This is a genomic window from Bradyrhizobium sp. UBA2491 (assembly GCF_002341725.1).
In the GTDB taxonomy this organism is placed as follows: Bacteria; Pseudomonadota; Alphaproteobacteria; order Rhizobiales; family Xanthobacteraceae; genus Bradyrhizobium.
The window spans coordinates 1-15,336 of the sequence record NZ_DDOP01000052.1 but is presented as its reverse complement, the minus strand read 5'-3'; the positions used below and the strand labels follow the sequence as shown (position 1 = coordinate 15,336).

The 15,336-nt window shown below is 64.9% G+C and carries 13 protein-coding genes and 1 pseudogene; 8 read left to right on the top strand and 6 right to left on the bottom strand.

Annotated elements, in window-relative coordinates:
- Positions 1 to 15: 15 nt before the first annotated feature.
- From B2W55_RS17660 to B2W55_RS17630, 7 genes and pseudogenes are all read left to right on the top strand, one after another.
- A pseudogene (locus B2W55_RS17660) lies at positions 16 to 597 on the top strand (thermonuclease family protein); the annotation flags it as partial.
- A 33-nt stretch (positions 598 to 630) separates the two neighbouring features.
- Positions 631 to 1,461, top strand: a complete 831-nt coding sequence (locus B2W55_RS17655) for an LssY C-terminal domain-containing protein (RefSeq protein ID WP_024583679.1) — start codon at positions 631 to 633, stop codon at positions 1,459 to 1,461.
- A 132-nt stretch (positions 1,462 to 1,593) separates the two neighbouring features.
- On the top strand, positions 1,594 to 2,778 hold the full coding sequence (locus B2W55_RS17650; protein ID WP_024583680.1) for a pyridoxal-phosphate-dependent aminotransferase family protein: 1,185 nt from the start codon (positions 1,594 to 1,596) through the stop codon (positions 2,776 to 2,778).
- Positions 2,779 to 3,057: 279 nt separating this feature from the next.
- Positions 3,058 to 4,110, top strand: coding sequence for an ABC transporter ATP-binding protein (locus B2W55_RS17645; RefSeq protein ID WP_244442296.1), 1,053 nt, complete (start codon positions 3,058 to 3,060; stop codon positions 4,108 to 4,110).
- A 22-nt stretch (positions 4,111 to 4,132) separates the two neighbouring features.
- Positions 4,133 to 5,197, top strand: a complete 1,065-nt coding sequence (locus B2W55_RS17640) for an ABC transporter substrate-binding protein (protein ID WP_024583682.1) — start codon at positions 4,133 to 4,135, stop codon at positions 5,195 to 5,197.
- A gap of 148 nt (positions 5,198 to 5,345) precedes the next feature.
- Positions 5,346 to 7,064 carry an ABC transporter permease gene (locus tag B2W55_RS17635; RefSeq protein ID WP_024583683.1) on the top strand — a complete coding sequence of 573 codons (1,719 nt, stop codon included), beginning with the start codon at positions 5,346 to 5,348 and terminating at the stop codon, positions 7,062 to 7,064.
- A 186-nt stretch (positions 7,065 to 7,250) separates the two neighbouring features.
- A complete protein-coding gene (locus B2W55_RS17630; RefSeq protein WP_024583684.1) occupies positions 7,251 to 9,356 on the top strand; it encodes a S9 family peptidase in 2,106 nt (701 codons plus the stop codon).
- Positions 9,357 to 9,582: 226 nt separating this feature from the next.
- Here the strand turns inward: B2W55_RS17630 and B2W55_RS17625 are convergent, their stop codons facing one another.
- From B2W55_RS17625 to B2W55_RS17615, 3 genes are all read right to left on the bottom strand, one after another.
- Positions 9,583 to 10,302, bottom strand: a complete 720-nt coding sequence (locus B2W55_RS17625) for a ribonuclease activity regulator RraA (RefSeq protein ID WP_024583685.1) — start codon at positions 10,300 to 10,302, stop codon at positions 9,583 to 9,585.
- A 114-nt stretch (positions 10,303 to 10,416) separates the two neighbouring features.
- Positions 10,417 to 12,156 (bottom strand): L-arabinonate dehydratase, encoded by a 1,740-nt coding sequence (gene araD / locus B2W55_RS17620; protein ID WP_024583686.1) that lies wholly within the window; start codon positions 12,154 to 12,156, stop codon positions 10,417 to 10,419.
- A gap of 238 nt (positions 12,157 to 12,394) precedes the next feature.
- A complete protein-coding gene (locus B2W55_RS17615; protein WP_024583687.1) occupies positions 12,395 to 13,030 on the bottom strand; it encodes a response regulator transcription factor in 636 nt (211 codons plus the stop codon).
- Positions 13,031 to 13,184: 154 nt separating this feature from the next.
- On the opposite strand from B2W55_RS17615, the gene B2W55_RS17610 reads away from it, so the two are divergent.
- Positions 13,185 to 13,493: a hypothetical protein gene (locus B2W55_RS17610; RefSeq protein ID WP_024583688.1), complete on the top strand. Its 309-nt coding sequence runs from the start codon at positions 13,185 to 13,187 to the stop codon at positions 13,491 to 13,493.
- A 141-nt stretch (positions 13,494 to 13,634) separates the two neighbouring features.
- Here the strand turns inward: B2W55_RS17610 and B2W55_RS17605 are convergent, their stop codons facing one another.
- From B2W55_RS17605 to B2W55_RS17595, 3 genes are read right to left on the bottom strand one after another with little or no spacing between them, the layout of a single operon-like run.
- On the bottom strand, positions 13,635 to 13,952 hold the full coding sequence (locus B2W55_RS17605; protein ID WP_024583689.1) for a hypothetical protein: 318 nt from the start codon (positions 13,950 to 13,952) through the stop codon (positions 13,635 to 13,637).
- A gap of 3 nt (positions 13,953 to 13,955) precedes the next feature.
- Complete coding sequence (locus tag B2W55_RS17600; RefSeq protein WP_024583690.1) at positions 13,956 to 14,813, bottom strand: CheR family methyltransferase; 858 nt, start codon at positions 14,811 to 14,813, stop codon at positions 13,956 to 13,958.
- Positions 14,814 to 14,848: 35 nt separating this feature from the next.
- A complete protein-coding gene (locus B2W55_RS17595; protein ID WP_024583691.1) occupies positions 14,849 to 15,238 on the bottom strand; it encodes a response regulator in 390 nt (129 codons plus the stop codon).
- Between the last annotated feature and the right edge of the window lie 98 nt (positions 15,239 to 15,336).

Here is a 15,336-nt window from a genome sequence, read left to right as displayed (position 1 = left end):
TGACCAGTTCGTCGCGCGCCGTCGACCGACCAGCTCTGCCTCAACACCAAGGGCGAGCGGTGGACCTGCGGCGTCGCGGCGCGCGACGAACTGGTCAAGTATGCCGGCAACAAGAGCTGGACCTGTCACGCCCGCTCGGTCGACCGCCGCGGCCGCACCATCGCGCGCTGTGAGGTCGACGGCGAGGACATCCAGAAATGGATGGTCAGCAATGGCTGGGCGCTGGCCTATCTCCGCGTCTCGCACGACTACGAGGCGGACGAGAAGGCGGCGCGCGAAGCCAAGGCCGGGATGTGGCAGGGCGCGTTCATCGCGCCGTGGGACTGGCGGGTGCGCAACAAGAAGACCACCGTGCTCGGTGCGGTGAAAGTGCCGGAGAGTGCACACGCGATCCTGCAAGCCTCCGCCTCCGGCCCGGTGGCGCCCTCGCCCGACTGCACCATCAAGGGCAACGTCAACCGCTCCGGTGAATGCATTTTCCACCAGCCGACCAGCCGCTGGTACGCGCGGATCGAGATGAAGATCTCCAAGGGCACGCGCTGGTTCTGCTCGGTCGAGGAAGCCGAAGCCGCCGGCTGCCGCGAGACGCGGCGCTGAGGCGCGCGACGTAGTGATCCGGAAGCGTGTGCCGTGACCGACGTCGAGATCAACCCGCCAGCGGCGCACCGTCGCAAGCGGCTGCGCTATCTGCAACTGCTGCTGTTCGTGCTGGTCATCTATTTGATCGCGGCCTATCTGGTGCTGCCGGCGCTGTGGACGCATCACGAGCACCAGAAGGGCCTCGCCAACCTGCCGATGGTGACCCGCACCGCGCAAGGGATTCCCGGTGACCCGATGAATGTCGGGTTGATCGGCGACACCAAGGACGTGGTTTGCGCGATGCACGAGGCCGGCTGGTTTCCCGCCGATCCGGTCACGCTGAAATCCTCGATCGAGATCGTCGGCTCCGTACTGCTCGATCGTCCCTACAAGGATGCGCCGGTGAGCAACCTGTTCTATCTCGGCCGCCGCGAGGATCTCGCCTTCGAGCGGCCGGTCGGCACCAGCGCGGATCGCCGCAACCATGTGCGGCTCTGGCGGGTGCTCGATCAGGGCGAGGAGAAGCGGCCGGTGTGGCTTGGTGCCGCGACGCTCGACCGCGGCGTCGGCGTCAGCCACTACACCGGCGCGGTGACCCATCATATCGCCCCCGATCTCGACGCCGAGCGCGCGCAGCTCGCCGCCGATCTCGAATCCGCCGGCATGGTCACCGCGAAATATCAGGTCACCGGCATCGGCCCGACCCTCAATGGCCGCAATGGCGGCGGCGATCTCTATTACACCGACGGCGAGATCTGGGTGCTGCGGCTGGTCGAGGCGTGCAGCAAGAACCACGGCAGCGTCGCGCAGATCCCGAGCCCCGCCGCGACCGAATTCAAGGACCAGATCTGGCACGCGGTGGTGGAATCGATCGACAAATGAGGCGCGTGTCCCGCGCTTTTGGAAATGCTGGATTGCTTCGCCCGGCTCGCAATCAGGGCCGCGATGGAATAGTCTCCGCGCCTGACCCCTCACACGCATGATTTGCGCGCTTACCCCAAAAGGAACAGGACGATGACCGTTCGCGCGGGCCGGGAATTTCTGGCCATCCCCGGGCCTACCACAATGCCCGATCAGGTGCTGCAGGCGATGCACCGCCCGGCGCTCGACATCTACTCCGCCGAGATGGTCGAACTGACCGAAAGCCTGCTGCGCGATCTCTCCAACCTGTTCGCCACCAAGGGTAAATCCTACATCTACATCTCGAACGGCCACGGCGCCTGGGAGGCGACGCTCTCCAACGTGCTGTCGCGCGGCGACAAGGTGCTGGTGCTGGAGAGCGGCCGCTTCGCGATCGGCTGGGGCATGGCGGCGGCCGCGATGGGCGCCGAGGTCGAGGTGCTGAAGGGCGACTGGCGCCGCGCCATCCGCCCGGCCGAGGTCGAAGAACGGCTCAAGCGCGACACGGAACACAAGATCAAGGCGATCCTGGCGGTGCAGATCGATACCGCCTCCGGCGCGGTGAACGACATCGAGGCGATCGGCAGGGCGATCAAGGCCGCCGGCCATCCCGCACTGTTCATGGTCGACACCGTCGCCTCGCTCGGCTGCATGCCGTTCGAGATGGACAAATGGTATGTCGACGTCGCGATGTCAGGCTCGCAGAAGGGCCTGATGACGCCGCCCGGCCTCGGCTTCGTCGCCGCCAACGACCGTGCCTGGGACGCCCACAAGAAGGCCAACCTGCGCACGCCCTATTGGGACTGGACCGAGCGCGAGGGCAGCGAGCACTACCGCAAATATGCCGGCACCGCGCCGGTGCATCTGCTGTTCGCGCTGCGCGAGGCGATCAACATGCTGCACGCCGAGGGGCTGGAGAATGCCTTCGAGCGGCACCGGCTGCTCGGCGAAGCGGTGCGTCGTGCTGTCGCGGTCTGGGCCGAGGGACAGGTGCTCGGCTTCAACATCGCCGAGCCCACGGAGCGTTCCAACACGGTGACGACCGTGACCGTGAAGGGCGCCGATCCCGCCGCGATCCAGCGCTACGCCAAGGAGAAATGCGGCGTGGTGCTCGGCACCGGCATCGGTGATTTGCAGGGCCAGGCGTTCCGCATCGCGCATATGGGCCACGTCAACGCGCCGATGATCCTCGGCACGCTCGGCGTCGTCGAGGTCGCGCTGACCGCGCTGAAGATCCCGCACGGCAAGGCCGGCGCCGACGCCGCGATCCAGTGGCTCGGCGAGAACGTGAAGGCGTAGGCCTGTCCTTCAAGCTGCGGATGAATCCATTCATCCCGTCATCCTGAGGAGGCCGCGCAGCGGCCGTCTCGAAGGATCGACGGCCACACTGCCCGCCGCGAAGAAAGTACAAACCCGCTGAAACATCCGGAGAGCGCTCCGTCGGGTGACGGAACGGCTGCCACGACTTATTGAGAAGGCCCCTCCACTTTTCGTCGTCATCGTTTTCCGCTTTACTGCCGGCAACAGCCGGGCACTGATCCCTGCGACAAAGTCAAATGGAGGGATCGCTTGGCATCGGTGGAACTGCGCGGCCTGGTCAAGCGGTTTGGTTCGTTTGTCGCGGTTGATGATGTCTCCCTCACGATCGATCACGGCCAGCTGGTCTGCCTGCTCGGGCCGTCCGGCTGCGGCAAGACCACGACGCTGCGGCTGATCGCAGGCTTCCTCGAACCATCCGACGGCGAGATTCGCGTCGGCGACCGCGTGGTGTCGTCGAGGGCGCGCACGCTGCCGCCCGAGCAGCGCAACATGTCGATGATCTTCCAGAGCTACGCGCTGTGGCCGCATATGACGGTGGCCGAGAACATCGTCTATGGCCTGCGCCTGCGCAAAATGGATCGCGACACGATCGCGAAGAAGCTCGCCGCGATCCTGGCGACCACCAGGCTGGAACCGCTGGCGCAGCGTTATCCGGGCGAGCTGTCCGGCGGCCAGCAGCAGCGCGTCGCGCTGGCCCGCGCGCTGATCGTCGGCCCCGAGACGCTGCTGCTCGACGAGCCCTTGTCCAACCTCGACGCCAATCTGCGCGAGGAGATGCGGTTCGAGATTCGCCGGCTACATGACGAATATCGCAACACCACCGTCTACGTCACCCACGATCAGTCCGAGGCGATGACGACCGCCGATTTGATCGCCGTGATGAACGCCGGCAAGATCGACCAGCTCGGCACGCCCGAGGACATCTATGCGCGGCCGGAATCCGAATTCGTCGCGCGCTTCATCGGCGCTGCCAATGTGATCAAGGGCACCGCGCGCGACGTGAGCCATGTGGCGTTCGCCGGTGCCACGCTGGAAGTGGTCGGCGCCAGGCTCGCCGCCGGCCAGACCGCGCCGGTCGCGATCCGCCAGCATGAGATCCAGCTCTCGACCCAGGCCCCCACGGCGACGCAGAACACGCTGAAGGCCGTCGTGACGCGGCAGGTCTATCTCGGCATGAACCGCGACTACATGGTGGAAACCGCTGACGGCACCTCGCTGCGGGTGACCACGCCGACCGAGACCGCGGTCGAGAAGGGCAGTGAGGTCTGGTTGACACTGCCGCCCGAACGCTGCCGCGCGCTGAGCCGATAACAACAAGAAACGGAGGAACGCGATGCGGAAGGCGATTTCCAGACGCGATGTCCTGAAAGCCTCGGCGGCGCTTGCCGCCGGCGCGGTGTTCGCTTCGCCGGCACGCGCCGCGGCACCCGCGCCGGTCGCGATTACGCCCGAGCTCGTCGCGGCCGCGAAGAAGGAAGGTCAGCTCGTATTCTATTCGTCGATGGACCTGCCGGTCGGCGAAAAGCTCGGCAAGGCGTTCGAGGCCGCCTATCCGGGCATCACGGTGCAGATCGAGCGATCCGGCTCGGAGCGGCTGTTCCAGCGCGTCGCGCAGGAATTCGATTCCAACATCCACGCCGCCGACGTCGTCAACAGCGCCGATGCCTCGCACTTCATTCCCTGGAAGAAAAGCGGCTGGCTGATGCCGTTCGTCCCCGAAGACGTCGCGAAGTGTTTCCCGGATGGCTATCGCGATCCGGACGGCATGGCCGTGACCACGCGGCTGTGGCTATCGTCGATCGCCTACAACACCAATCTGGTGAAGGCCGGGGACGCGCCGAAGAGCTTTGCCGATCTGCTCGACCCGAAATGGGTCGGCAAGATGGTGAAGGGCCACCCGGCCTATAGCGGCACCATCATGACCACCACGTTCCAGATCGTGCGCGAGCTCGGCTGGCCGTATCTGGAGAAACTTTCCAAACAGCGCGTCATGCAGGTGCAGTCCTCGACCGATCCGCCGAAGAAGCTCTCGCTCGGCGAGCGCGCGGTCATGGCCGACGGCAATGAGTACGGCATCGTGCTCTTGAAGGAGGCCGGACAGCCGGTCGAGGCGGTCTATCCAACCGAGGGCACGCCGACGATCTCGGGACCGACCGGCATCTTCGCCACGGCGCCGCATCCGAACGCCGCCAAGCTGTTCCAGGCCTGGCTGCATACCCGCGAGACCCAGCAATTCTTCGTCGACTTCACCGGCCAGTATTCGCTGCACGCCCAGGTGCAACCGAAGGCCGGCCGGCGCAAGCTATCCGACATCAAGCTGATGAAGGAGGATCCGGCGGGGGTGGAGGCGATGACCGAAGAGATCAAGACGCGCTATGCGCGGCTGTTTCGGGTGTGAGGATGGAGCGCACCGCCATACTCACCGCCGTCATTCCGGGGCTCGCGAAGCGAGAGCCCGGAATCCATTTCACCGCCGTCACTTGCAGCCCGATGGATTCCGGGCTCGCGCTGTGCGCGCCCCGGAATGACGGGTGGAAACATCTCGCATGACCACAACCACCACCTCCCCCGCTCTTCGCCCCCGCATCGACTGGACCCGCCCCGTGCTGTGGCTGTTCGCGGCGGTGCTCGTCCTGCTCATCCTGCTGCCGCTGTCGTGGCTGGCGATCTACGCCTTCACCGACAAGAACCGCCATCCGACGCTGCAAAACTTCGTCACCCTGTTCAGCAATCCCGACTTCCTCGATCCGCTGCTGACGACCGCGATCATCGCGACCGTGTCGGCCTTGATCTGCTGCATCGTCGCGGCGCCGATCAGTTGGCTGGTGTCGCGCACCGACATGCCGGGCCGGCAGACCATCCGTGCGCTGGTGACGGCCTCGTTCGTGACACCGCCGTTCCTCGGCGCGGTCGCCTGGGAATTGCTGGCGGCGCCGAATTCCGGGCTGTTGAACCAGCTCTACCGGCTGTTCGCCGGCGAGGATGCCGATGCGCTGTTCAACATCTATTCGATGACCGGGATCATCTTCGTGATCTCCTGCTACACGTTCCCGTTCGTGTTCGTGCTGGTGGCCAATGCGCTCGACACCATGCCGGGCGAGCTGGAGGATGCCTCCGCGATCCTCGGCGGCAATGCCTGGACCACGGCGCGGCGAGTGACCATTCCGCTCGCGCTGCCGGCATTGGTCGCCGGCGCGTTGATCGCCTTCCTGCAAGCGATGACGCTGTTCGGTTCGCCGGCGATCCTGGCGCTGCCGGCCGGCTTCCACACCATGACGACCAAGATCTGGAGCCTGTTCCAGTACCCGCCCAAGCTCGAGCTTGCGGCCGCCGCCGCGGTGCCGCTGCTGGTGCTCACCATCCTGCTGCTGCAAGGCCAGAAGGCGCTGCTCGGCCGCCGCTCCTATTCGGTGATCGGCGGCAAGTATGGCGCGCCGCGCCGGGTCCAACTGCAAGGCTGGCGCTGGGCCGCACTCGGCTTCTGCCTGCTGGTGCTGCTCTGCCCGGTGTTCCTGCCTTATCTCGCACTGCTCAACGCCGCGTTCTCGCCGAATGCCACCACGTTGGTGATGCCGTCGACGGCGACCCTGCACAACATCATCTTCGTATTCACCGAGCTGTCGTCGACGCAGCTTGCGCTGAAGAACACGGTGATCCTCGGCACCGCGACCGCGACGATCGGCACCATCCTGGCGCTCGTCATCGCCTATGTCACGACGCGCAAGGTGATCGCCGGCCACCGCGTGCTCGGCTTCCTCGCCACCGCGCCGGTTGCCGTTCCCGGCATCGTGCTCGGCGTCGGCCTGTTCCTGAGTTACACGCGGCCGCCCTTCGTGCTCTACGGCACGCTGTGGATCCTGCTGCTGGCCTTCCTCACCATCAATCTGCCATCGGCCTATCAGCAATTGCAGGCGGCATTCACGACCATCCATCCCGAACTCGAGGAGGCGAGCCGCATCCTCGGCGCGACCAGGTTGCAGGCGCTCCGCCAGATTACCGCGCCCTTGTTGCGCACCGGCGTGATCGCGACCTGGTGCTTCATCTTCATCGGCGTGATGCGGGAACTATCGGCCGCGATCGTGCTGTTCACCTCGCAGACCAAGGTGCTGTCGGTCCTGATCTACGATCTCAACGAGGGCGGCGACCTCGCCGCGATCGCCGTGCTCGGCATCGCGATGCTGGTGATCACCTTCGCCGTGGTGCTGGCGGTGAACCAGATTCCGATGTCCGGCGGCAATGCGGGCGCGAAGCTGCGGAATGGGTAGTTCGCACGGCCGTCATTGCGAGCGAAGCGAAGCAATCCATCTGTCCGCAGCAGGATAGGTGGATTGCTTCGTCGCTCCGCTCCTCGCAATGACGGGGATGGATCGGAGCTCACAACTACCCCTCCCCATCTGGCAATCGCCACATTCATCCCGATATAAAGCGGAACCCCGCACCATGAGGATCGCGTGACCCACTCCACCAAGACATCGCCCCCCGTCGCGCCGCGCCGGCCGCATTCCTTCACCACCCACGGCATCACGGTGACCGACGACTATGCGTGGATCAAGGATCCGAAATGGCAGGAGGTGCTGCGCGATCCGTCGATTCTCGATCCCGACATCCGGAGCTATCTCGAAGCCGAGAACGGCTATACCGAGAGCCTGCTCGGCCATACCGGCGGCTTGCAGAAGCGGCTGGTCAAGGAGATGCGCGGGCGGATCAAGGAGGATGATTCCAGCGTGCCGTCGCCGGACGGCCCGTTCGCCTATTTCAGGAAATTCCGCGAAGGCGGCCAGCACGAGCTGTTCGCCCGCACGCCGCGCGACGGCGGCGCGGCGCATGTCGTGCTCGACGGCGACGCGCTGGCCAAGAACCACGAATATTTCAAGTTCGGCGGCAGCCGGCATTCCAACGATCACCGCCTGCATGCCTGGAGCGCCGACACCAAGGGCTCGGAGTATTTCTCGATCCGCGTGCGCGACTGGGCCACCGGTGGCGATCTCGACGACCTCGTCGAGGAGACCGACGGCGGCGTGGTCTGGGCCGCGGATTCCATGAGCTTCTTCTACGTCAAGCTCGACGACAATCACCGCCCGATGCAGGTGTGGCGCCACAGGCTCGGCAGCAAACAGGCCGACGACATCCTGATCTATGAGGAGCAGAATTCCGGCTGGTTCACCCATCTGCACGAGAGCGCCAGCGGCCGCTTCTGCGTGATCGCCGGCGGCGATCACGAGACCTCGGAGCAGCGGCTGATCGATCTCAGCAATCCCGACGCGCCGCCGCGCCTGGTCGCAGCGCGCGAGGAAGGCGTGCAATATTCGATCGCCGATCGCGACGACGAACTGTTCATCCTGACCAATGCCGACGACGCCATCGACTTCAAGGTCGTCACCGCGCCGCTCGGCTCCCCAGCGCGCGCCAACTGGCGCGACCTGATCCCGTATCGCGAGGGCGTCTATGTGCTCGACGTCGAGCTCTATGCCGGCCACATGGTGCGGCTGGAACGCGCCAACGCACTGCCGGCGATCATCATCCGCGACCTCAAGACGGGCGAGGAGCACGCGATCGCGTTCGACGAGGCAGCCTATTCGCTCGACACCATGGGCGGCTACGAGTTCGACACCACCAATCTGCGCTTTGCCTATTCGTCGATGACGACGCCGTCGGAGGTCTATGACTACGACATGGCGACGCGGACGCGGGTGTTGCGCAAGCGCCAGGAGATCCCGTCCGGCCACAACCCGGCCGACTACGTCACCACGCGCATCATGGCGACGTCGCATGACGGCGCGCAAGTGCCGGTCTCGATCCTGCATCGCAAGGACTTCGTGCGCGACGGCAAGGCGCCGCTGCTGCTCTATGGCTACGGCTCCTACGGCATGGCGATGCCGGCATCGTTCGCCGCCAACCGGCTGTCGCTGGTCGACCGCGGCTTCGTCTATGCGATCGCCCATATCCGCGGTGGCGCCGATAAGGGCTGGGGCTGGTATCTCGACGGCAAGCGCGAGAAGAAGACCAACACGTTCGACGATTTCGCCGCCGCCGGCCGCGCGCTGTGTGATGCGAACTACACCGGTGAGAAGCGCATCGTCGGGCATGGCGGCTCGGCGGGCGGCATGCTGATGGGCGCGGTCGCCAATCGCGCCGGCGACCTGTTCGCCGGCATCGTTGCCGAGGTGCCGTTCGTCGACGTGCTCAACACCATGCTCGACGACACCTTGCCGCTGACGCCGCCGGAATGGCCGGAATGGGGCAACCCGATCGAGAGCGCGAAGGATTTCCGGACCATCCTGTCCTATTCGCCCTACGACAATGTCGCGGCGAAGGATTATCCGGCGATCCTGGCCATGGGCGGGCTCACCGATCCGCGCGTCACCTATTGGGAGCCGGCGAAATGGATCGCGCGGCTGCGCGCCACCATGCGTGGCGGCGGTCCTGTGCTGCTGCGCACCAACATGGGCGCCGGCCACGGCGGCGTCTCCGGCCGTTTCAACCGGCTGGACGAGGTCGCGATCGTCTACGCGTTCGCGCTGTGGGCGGTGGGGATGGCTGAGAAGGCGGAGGTGTAGCCTTCGTAGCGCAGATTTCGCTACGCTCATCCGAGCGACGGGTCCGGATAGTTTTGCCCGTTATCTCCCCATCGTCGTCCTGGCGAAGGCCAGGACCCATACCGCGTTATCTATCGAGAGAGGAAGTCGTAGTCCCACGGCGTGCAACGCAACTGCCGATCTTCGCCAAACTTCGCCCTGTGGTTATGGGTCCCGGCCTGCGCCGGGACGACGGTGGAGAGTGCCGCTACCGCCCCTTCGCCTTCCGCCACACTGCAAAATCCTTCAGCGTCTGCTCGTCCGTCGCAGGATAAAGACCGAAGATGCCGCGGCCGTTTTGCACCTGCTCGGTGACGAAATCCTCGAACGCGGTCATCTCGAAGGTCTCGTTGGCGATCTCGTCGGCGAGATGGGCGGGGACCACGATGACGCCGTCGCTGTCGCCGAGGATCACGTCGCCGGGAAACACCGGCGCGTCGCCGCAGCCGATCGGAACGTTGATCTCGATCGCCTGATGCAAGGTGAGGTTGGTCGGTGCGCTCGGGCGATGGTGGAATGCCGGGAAGCCAAGCCGCCCGATCTCGGCCGAGTCGCGAAAGCCGCCGTCGGTGACGACGCCGGCGCAGCCGCGCTTCATCAGCCGCGTCACCAGGATCGCGCCAGCCGACGCCGCACGCGCATCCTTGCGGCTGTCCATCACCAGCACCGCACCCACGGGGCAATCCTCGATCGCCTTGCGCTGCGGGTGCGCTCGATCGCGAAACACCTCGATCGTATTGAGATCCTCGCGCGCCGGCATGTAGCGCAGCGTGAAGGCCTCGCCGACCATGGTCGGCTGATCGGGGCTCAGGGGATGCACGTCCTGGATCATCTGGATACGGAAGCCACGCTTGAACAGCGCGGTCGCGACGGTGGCGGTGGAGACAGTTTTGAGTTTATTGCGGGTGGCGTCGCTGAGTTTCGACATGGTGCTCTTTCGTCATTCCGGGGCGCGCGCAGCGCGAGCCCGGAATCCATCGGGCCGCATGCGCTGTGGACAAATGGGTTCCGGGCTCACGCTTCGCGTGCCCCGGAACGACAGCTAGTAAATCGACGGCTCGCCCACCGGCTTGCCAAACCCGGTCTCGAGGAAATCGAAGTCGCAGCCCTCATTGGCCTGCTTGATGTGCTTCGAGAACATCCAGCCATAGCCGCGCTCGAAGCGCTTCTCGGGCTGCTTCCACTCCGCGCGGCGTCCGGCGAGCTCGGCCTCCGGCACGTCGAGGTCGATGGTGCGCGCGGCAACGTCGAGCGTGATACGGTCGCCGTTGCGCACCAGCGCCAGCGGGCCGCCGATGAACGATTCCGGCGAGACGTGCAGGATGCAGGCGCCGTAGCTGGTGCCGCTCATCCGAGCATCCGACAGCCGCACCATGTCGCGCACGCCCTGCTTCACCAGCTTGGTCGGGATCGGCAGCATGCCCCATTCCGGCATGCCCGGCCCGCCCTGTGGGCCAGCATTGCGCAGGATCAGCACGTGATCGGCCGTGACGTCGAGATCGGGATCGTCGACCGCCTTCTTCATCGAGGGATAATCGTCGAACACCAGTGCCGGCCCGCTGTGCTTGAGGAAGCGCGGATCGCAGGCGCTTGGCTTGATCACGCAGCCATCGGGGGCGAGATTGCCCTTCAGCACCGCCAGTGCGCCCCCCTTGTAGATCGGGTTGTCGACGGTGCGGATGACGTCGTCGTTGTGGACCTCGGCGCCCGCGATGTTCTCGCCAAGTGTCCTGCCGGTGACGGTGATGCAGTCGAGATGCAGATGCGGCTTGATGCGGTTCATCAGGCCGGGCAGCCCGCCGGCATAGAAGAAATCCTCCATCAGATAGAGGTCGCCGCTCGGCCGCACATTGGCGATGACAGGCACCTTGCGGCTCGCGATCTCGAAATCATCGAGCGAAATGTCCTGGCCGGCGCGGCGCGCCTGCGCGATCAAATGGATGATCGCGTTGGTCGAGCAGCCCATCGCCATCGCGACCGTGATGGCGTTCTCGAAGGCCTTCCGCGTCTGGATCCGCTGCGGCGTCAGATCCTCCCACACCATCTCGACGATGCGGCGTCCGGCCTCCGAGCTCATCCGGATGTGGTTGGCGTCGGCCGCGGGGATCGACGAGGCGCCGGGCAAGGTCATGCCGATGGCTTCGGCGATCGCGGTCATCGTCGAGGCGGTGCCCATCGTCATGCAGGTGCCGTAGCTGCGGGCGATGCCGGCCTCCATGTCGACCCAGTCCTTGTCGGAGATTTTCCCCGCACGCCGCTCGTCCCAGTACTTCCAGGCATCCGAGCCGGAGCCCAGCGTGCGGCCCTTCCAATTGCCGCGCAGCATCGGACCGGCCGGCAGATAGATCGCCGGCAGGTTCATGCTGGTGGCTCCCAACAACAGCCCGGGCGTCGTCTTGTCGCAGCCGCCCATCAGCACCACGCCGTCGACCGGATGGCCGCGCAGCAGTTCCTCGGCATCCATCGCCAGCATGTTGCGGTAAAGCATCGTGGTCGGCTTCAGCAGCGATTCCGACAGCGACAACGCCGGCAGCTCGAGCGGAAAGCCGCCGGCCATCAGCACGCCGCGCTTGACGTCGTCGACCCGACTCTTGAAGTGCATGTGACAGGGCTGCGCATCGGACCAGGTGTTGATGATCGCGATCACCGGCCGATCGCGCCATTCCTCCGGCGCGTAGCCCATCTGCATCGCGCGGGAGCGATGGCCGAAGGCTCTGAGATCGTCGGGAGCAAACCATCGCGCGCTACGCAATTGGTCTGGGGTCTTGGTCTTTTTTGTCATCTTCCTTGCGCCAAGTTTGATGCCGAGTTTTTCGATGCCAGGTTCTTTGCTGCCAGGCTCATCGCAACGATGTGTCTGGATATTGCCGCGCATGCGCGGGGCCTCTGCGTATATGCCCTGTAGCATGCATAGGCTCGAATTTCGAACCTGACGTCCGGCGCTCGGTGTTGAGCAGCGTGCATCGCACAAACTGCGCGATGTGGAAGCCACAATGACAAACGGGCTTTTGTAGTCCCGATCAACCCTGGCGCTGCGCTGTCATCACGATCCGGACGAGATCGGCGGCATTGCGCGCGCCGAGCTTCTTCATGATGTTGGCGCGATGGTCCTCGATCGTGCGCGGACTGATACCGAGCTGACGCCCGGCCTCCTTGTTGGAGGCGCCCGCGGTGAACTGTTCGAGCACCTCGCGCTCACGGCGGGTCAGCGGTTCGCGCCCCGGAAAATGCAGCGAAGCGACGCGCGACGCCGAAGTCTCGGCCTGGCGTCTCGTATAGGCGTCGATCGCCTCGTTGAGACGGCTGACGATTTCATTGCCACGGAACGGCTTTTCGATGAAATCGAGCGCGCCGTTCTTGATGGCGCTGACCGCCATCGCGATGTCGCCCTGCCCCGAAATCATGAAGATCGGCGCCGGATAATCCTCACCGTGAAGCTCTCTGAGGATATCGAGACCGGATTTACCGGGAATATGCACGTCGAGCAGGATGCAGGCCGGCGTCCTGCTGCGAGCCACTGCAAGCAGTGCGGCGCCGTCCGCAAAGCAGATCACCTTGTAGCCGGCGGTCGACAGGACCACGGAAAGCGTCTCGCGAACGGCTGGATCGTCGTCGACTACGAAGATTTCCCCGCGAGGAGCGCCATTCTCAACCATATGCATCGTCCATCAGTGGTGAAGCGTGCTGACCTGACCGCACAAGAGATGTCTTGACCAAATTGATCAATGGACCCGTATTTGTACGGGACGTCCGCTTAACGCACAAGTAGCACCACGCTCCCTAAAAGTGGGGGACAGTGGAGAAGCATGCATGGAAAATGCAGCCGCGGAAAGCGTCACGGCGTGTTCGGACGACGGCAATGATCCCTACAATCTGATCATGGCGGACCTGGTCGCGCTGATCGGTCACGTCCAGGCGAGCCTGCGGCTGATCGAGGCCGCGATCGCGCGCGAGGCGTTGCTGGCCGAGCAAGACGCCGCCGCAAACATCTTCCTTCTCGACGACGTCAGCCCGCGATACGTCGCCGCGTCCACAGCCCTGAAGGCATGCGACGCCGGCCTCGGCGTGGCACTCGATCGGCTACACGTTTCGGACGCACCGGCGCGCCTGCTGAACTGATCCGCCGGACCAGCAACCTCCCGCCTTTTCACGATCGCGCAAATCGTCCCAACGACGTCCCAACCCATGGGGCGGCGATCCGTTCCACACATCCGGATTGACTAAAGACCGCGCCGTGCCGGCGGCGTCGGGCCCTCGACGTCAAGCTCTTGCCCGCTCGTCGTCGGCGGCGGATCGCCGCTTGCTCGGCTTGCCCTTGAGGAAGCTGATGTCCATGTCGGCACCGTTGACGCGGACCAGTTCGCAGCGGCGATAGGCAAGTCCCGTCGACGACAGCAGCAGGAAGAATTCCTTCAGATTGAGCCCCTGAATGGAACCTTCGACGGTCAGCGCCGCATCATTGTCCGAGATGGCATTGAGCTGGCAGTCACGCCGCCAGGTGCCGTCGATGGCCATGATGCAGACATCGACCCCGCGGCTGAACGTGACACGCTCGATTGATCTGCCGTCCTCGGTCATCGCTCAATATCCGACCGCCATGGCGGCCCGTGGCATCGCAAGCGCCGGCCGCACCCCGCTCGGCCGGTACAGGCCGCGCCGCTCGGGAATCGGCTTGAACGTATCGGTCAGGCCGACCACCGTTTCAGCCGCGCCCAGCACCAGGAAGCCGTCGGCCTCCATCAGGCGGGCAAGGCGGTTGAAGATGTTGATCTTGGTGTCCTGGTCGAAATAGATCAGCACGTTGCGGCAGAAGATCACATCGAACGTGCCGAGCTGGGAGAAATCGTGCAGCAGGTTGAGCTGGCGATGCTGCACCATCGAGCGCAACTCGGGATTGACCTGCCAGAATTCTCCCGACTGCTTGAAGTACTTGACCAGCAACTGGATCGGCAGCCCGCGCTGCACCTCGAACTGGCTGTAGATGCCAGCCTTCGACTTCTCCAGCACCTCCTGCGACAGATCGGTCGCGATGATCTCCACCCGCCATCCGGCAAGCGCGGCGCCCATTTCCTTCAGACACATCGCCAGCGAATAGGGCTCCTGCCCGGTCGAGCCGGCGGCGCACCAGATCCGGACGCTGCGGCGCGCGGCACGCGCCTTCAGCACGTCGGGCATGATGGTGTCGCGGAAGTGGTCGAACGGCACCTTGTCGCGGAAGAAGAACGTCTCGTTGGTGGTCATGGCCTCGACCACCTGGACGGTGTGCGAGGACGAGCCGGCCCTGATCTTCGTCACCAGGTCGGGAATGCCGGACAGGCCGCATTTGCGCGCCAGCGGCAGCAGGCGGCTCTCGATCAGATATTGCTTGTCCGCGGACAGATCGAGACCGGAATGGTCCTTGAGGAGCTTACGCAGATACTCGTAGTCAGGGGGCGTCACGGGAGCCTCGCAAAGGCAAAGGGTGAAACTGGGTATTAGGCTTCGGCCGACGCATCGAGCGCCAGCAGACCCACTTCCTGGAATTTCGCGATCACGATGTCCTTGTCGAATGGCTTCATGATGTACTCGTTGGCGCCGGCATGCAGCGCGCGCGAGATGTGATCGATGCCGTTTTCGGTGGTGCAGAACACCACCTTCGGCGCGTCACCACCGGCCATGCGGCGGAGTTGCACGAGGAATTCGAAGCCGTCCATCACGGGCATGTTCCAGTCGAGCAGCACCGCGTCCGGCATCGCGCGCTTGCAGGCCTCGAGCGCCACCGCGCCATCCTCGGCTTCGATGACCGCGAACTGCATGGCTTCGAGGATGCGGCGCGCGATCTTGCGCACCACACCGGAATCGTCGACGACAAGACACGTCTTCATGTGTTGGCCTCCTTGTAGAATCCACCGTCTCCGCGGCGGAGCGTTACGCTGCGGCAGCTGCCTTCACAGCCGTCTTGGGCACCAGTTCGAGCACGCGA

What these genes read in the sequence shown, in the direction of transcription:
- B2W55_RS17595 (WP_024583691.1), bottom strand. Translation starts at nt 15,238, where the DNA reads ATGAAGACGTGTCTTGTCGTCGACGATTCCGGTGTGGTGCGCAAGATC.
- B2W55_RS17635 (WP_024583683.1), top strand. Translation starts at nt 5,346, where the DNA reads ATGACCACAACCACCACCTCCCCCGCTCTTCGCCCCCGCATCGACTGG.
- B2W55_RS17640 (WP_024583682.1), top strand. Translation starts at nt 4,133, where the DNA reads ATGCGGAAGGCGATTTCCAGACGCGATGTCCTGAAAGCCTCGGCGGCG.
- B2W55_RS17650 (WP_024583680.1), top strand. Translation starts at nt 1,594, where the DNA reads ATGACCGTTCGCGCGGGCCGGGAATTTCTGGCCATCCCCGGGCCTACC.
- araD (WP_024583686.1), bottom strand. Translation starts at nt 12,156, where the DNA reads ATGACAAAAAAGACCAAGACCCCAGACCAATTGCGTAGCGCGCGATGG.
- B2W55_RS17610 (WP_024583688.1), top strand. Translation starts at nt 13,185, where the DNA reads ATGGAAAATGCAGCCGCGGAAAGCGTCACGGCGTGTTCGGACGACGGC.
- B2W55_RS17605 (WP_024583689.1), bottom strand. Translation starts at nt 13,952, where the DNA reads ATGACCGAGGACGGCAGATCAATCGAGCGTGTCACGTTCAGCCGCGGG.
- B2W55_RS17615 (WP_024583687.1), bottom strand. Translation starts at nt 13,030, where the DNA reads ATGGTTGAGAATGGCGCTCCTCGCGGGGAAATCTTCGTAGTCGACGAC.
- B2W55_RS17625 (WP_024583685.1), bottom strand. Translation starts at nt 10,302, where the DNA reads ATGTCGAAACTCAGCGACGCCACCCGCAATAAACTCAAAACTGTCTCC.